This window comes from Halomonas sp., from assembly GCF_041689495.1.
Taxonomy (GTDB): domain Bacteria; phylum Pseudomonadota; class Gammaproteobacteria; order Pseudomonadales; family Halomonadaceae; genus Halomonas.
Genome location: NZ_JBDNGD010000082.1, coordinates 1 through 3,259 on the forward strand (window position 1 = coordinate 1; position 3,259 = coordinate 3,259).

The window sequence follows — 3,259 nt, forward strand, 5'->3', positions numbered from 1 at the left end:
CAGCGCTTCCGGCAGCGCCAGCACATGGGTGCGAAAGTCCTCCGCCTCCTGGATGGCCACCACCTCGGCGGTGCCCTGTACGATTCCTGTGAACATGATCGTTCCTCGTGCTGACCGGCCTGGCTCGGACCACCCGAAGGCTCCCAGTCTAGAAAACCACGAGGAAAACGTCCATGGCGGACGAGAGGCGCTTCCGTGCAGATAACCCCGAGCCCCGGCAAGTGAATGAAGAACGCCCCCACAGCCTCGGGCTGTGGGGGCGTTATGGAGAGCTGGTAGGACCAGGCGGATTTGAACCGCCGACCTCCACGATGTCAACGTGGCGCTCTAACCAACTGAGCTATGGTCCTGCAATACGCATTTCAGGCCTTCTGGGCTCAGCAACGAAGACGCATTCTACCCACTCGCCACCCGAATGCAAGCCCGGCTTATTCCATGGGGATCAGGCGGTTGGGGCTTCATTCTCGAAACCAGGCCGATTGCCTCATGCTCTGGTGCAGCGAGAGAAGCCATACCCCTGGCTCGCGGCCTGGCTTCAGGGGATAAGGCATTGACTCACACGCACAAAACATCAGCAAAAGTTCGTTTTTGGAATATAATGTTCACAAGTAATCATGAGTTGCCCCCAGACACACCGCAACCAACAATTTGAATCGAGACGACGTCGTTCGACTTTCGATAGGCAAAAAAAGGCGATCGACTACGCCGCGGCACGTCAAGGCACCAGACGTCCCGCGTGCAAATGGAGCCGGAAATGAATCAGCAACAGCGACAGGACGCCATCGTCGAATTGGTCAGGCATCAAGGCTACGCCAGTATCGAGCAGCTCACCGAACATTTCACGGTGACACCCCAGACCATACGGCGAGACCTCAACACCCTGTCGGCGGAGGGTTTGATTCGCCGGGTGCATGGCGGTGCCGGACTGGAATCCAGCACCGTCAATACGGCCTACAGTACCCGCAAGACGCTCAACCTCGAGGCCAAGCAAGGTATCGCCGCCCTCCTCGCCCGGCACATTCCCAATCATGCCTCCCTGTTCATCAATATCGGTACCAGCAACGAGATCATTGCCGAGGCCCTGCTCGATCATCAGGGGCTGGAGATCATTACCAACAACCTCAATGTGGCGGCGATTCTTCAGCACAAGGACGACTTCAACGTCATCATCGCCGGGGGCGAAGTGCGGTCCAGGGATGGCGGCATCATCGGTGAAGCCACCATCGATTTCATCAATCAGTTCAAGGTGGATTACGGCATCATCGGTATCAGCGGCATCGACGATGACGGTTCGCTGCTGGAATTCGACTATCAGGAGGTGCGCGTCGCCCAGGCCATCATTCGCAACTCCCGGCAGGTCCTGCTCGCCGCCGACCATTCCAAGTTCCACCGCAATCCCGTGGTGCGACAGGGCAACATTACCCAGATCGATGCGCTCTTCACCGATCGAGCTCCTCCCGACAACGTGGCTCGCCTGATAGAACTCCACGGCATCGAATTACACATTGCCTGAGGGTCCTGTGGCGACAAGACAGGACATGGGACAGGGCGGAGAAACGGCCGGCCCGGCCCTGTCTCTTGGCGTCAGCCTGGAATCCCGCCTCGCGTCAAAGCGGCGGGGTCGAGGAGACGCTCCAGCTCATCCCGTGCCATCCCCGTCTCTTCCTCGGCCACCTCGATTATCGGACGCCCTGCCTGATAGGCCTGCTTGGCGATCGCCGCCGCCTTGTCGTAACCAATCACCGAATTCAAGGCCGTGACCAGGATGGGGTTACGCGCCAGAGGCACCGACAAGTTATCCTCACGCACCCGGAAGGTGGCAATCGCCCGATCGGCCAGCAACCAGGCCGTCTGGGTCATCAGGGTGATCGAGGTGAGCAGGTTGTAGGCGACCAGCGGCAGCATCACGTTAAGCTGGAAGTTGCCGCTCTGGCCGGCCACCGTCACTGCCGCGTCCAGGCCGATCACCTGGGCCGCCGCCTGGGCCGCCGACTCGGGAATCACCGGATTGACCTTGCCCGGCATGATCGAGCTGCCCGGCTGCAGGGCTTCCAGTTCGATCTCACCCAGACCCGCCAGGGGGCCCGAATTCATCCAGCGCAGGTCGTTGGCGATCTTCATGACCACGCAGGCCAGTCCCCTGAGCTGTCCGGACAGTTCCACGGCGGCATCCTGGGAACCCAGGCTGGCAAAGAAGCTGTCATTGGGAACCAGGGCCAGCCCGGTCTGTTCGCTGAGCTCGCGCGCCATTTGACCGGCAAACTCGGCAGGCGCATTGATGCCGGTCCCCACCGCCGTTCCGCCCTGGGCCAGCCGACACAGTCTCACCATGGCGCTGTCCAGACGCTCTATCGCCTGCCCCACCTGGCTGGACCAGCCACCCAGCTCCTGACTCATGCGCAGCGGCATAGCATCCATGAGATGGGTACGTCCCGTCTTGACCACCCCATCGAGCTCCACGGCACGAGCATCGATGGTTTGGCGAAGGTGCACCAGGGCGGGACGCAGCCGTGACTGGACAGCCTGGGCCGCCGAGAGGTGAACGGCCGTGGGAATGACGTCGTTGCTTGACTGCCCCATGTTGACGTGGTCATTGGGTCCCACCGGGAGGTCATCGCGGCTCGCCAGCCTGGCAATGACCTCGTTGACATTCATGTTGCTGGAGGTCCCGGAACCTGTCTGAAAGACATCCACGGGGAACTGATCGTCATGGTGACCGGCGATGACCGACTCGGCCGCGGCGGCAATCGCCGCTGCCCTGTCGCCATCGAGCAGACCGAGCTCAGCGTTGACTCGAGCGGCGGCGAGCTTGATGCGGGCTATGGCCTGGATGAAGGCCGTCGGCAAGCTCTGTCCCGACACCGGAAAATTATTCACGGCACGTTGCGTCTGGGCACCATAAAGGGCCGCGTGGGGCACCTCGAGCTCGCCCATGCTGTCGCGTTCGATACGACGTTCACTCATAGAAGGCTCCTTGTTGTGATGCAGGGATGTCTCTTCACCATGGTCCGCCATAGCGACTGTGGCAAGGGTCCGTAAAAACGTGAGAATTCGACCACCCGAGATATAGCACTGCACAAATGACTTTCAGCAGAGCCAGAAGCTGACCGAAAGCAACGTCAAGCAAGCACAGGACGCCGCCGCCAAGGCAACCAAGTAAGCGCTGCCTCACCGGCCAGTCCGGTGGCAGCGTGACACCCTGATGCATGAAAAGGGCCGCCGATCCACGATCGGCGGCCCTTTTGCGTTACCCTTTCAA

2 protein-coding genes and 1 tRNA gene are annotated in these 3,259 nt (G+C 60.8%); 1 reads left to right on the forward strand and 2 read right to left on the reverse strand.

Annotated elements, in window-relative coordinates; genetic code table 11:
- Window positions 1-273: 273 nt before the first annotated feature.
- A tRNA-Val gene (locus ACESMD_RS02625) sits at window positions 274-350 on the reverse strand.
- A gap of 404 nt (window positions 351-754) precedes the next feature.
- Between ACESMD_RS02625 and ACESMD_RS02630 the strand changes: the two genes are divergently transcribed.
- Entirely contained in the window at window positions 755-1,513 is a 759-nt protein-coding gene (locus ACESMD_RS02630; RefSeq protein WP_372610082.1) for a DeoR/GlpR family transcriptional regulator, read from the forward strand.
- A 71-nt stretch (window positions 1,514-1,584) separates the two neighbouring features.
- Here ACESMD_RS02630 and ACESMD_RS02635 read toward each other — a convergent pair whose 3' ends face one another.
- Window positions 1,585-2,964, reverse strand: a complete 1,380-nt coding sequence (locus ACESMD_RS02635; protein ID WP_372610084.1) for a class II fumarate hydratase — start codon at window positions 2,962-2,964, stop codon at window positions 1,585-1,587.
- Window positions 2,965-3,259 lie beyond the last annotated feature (295 nt).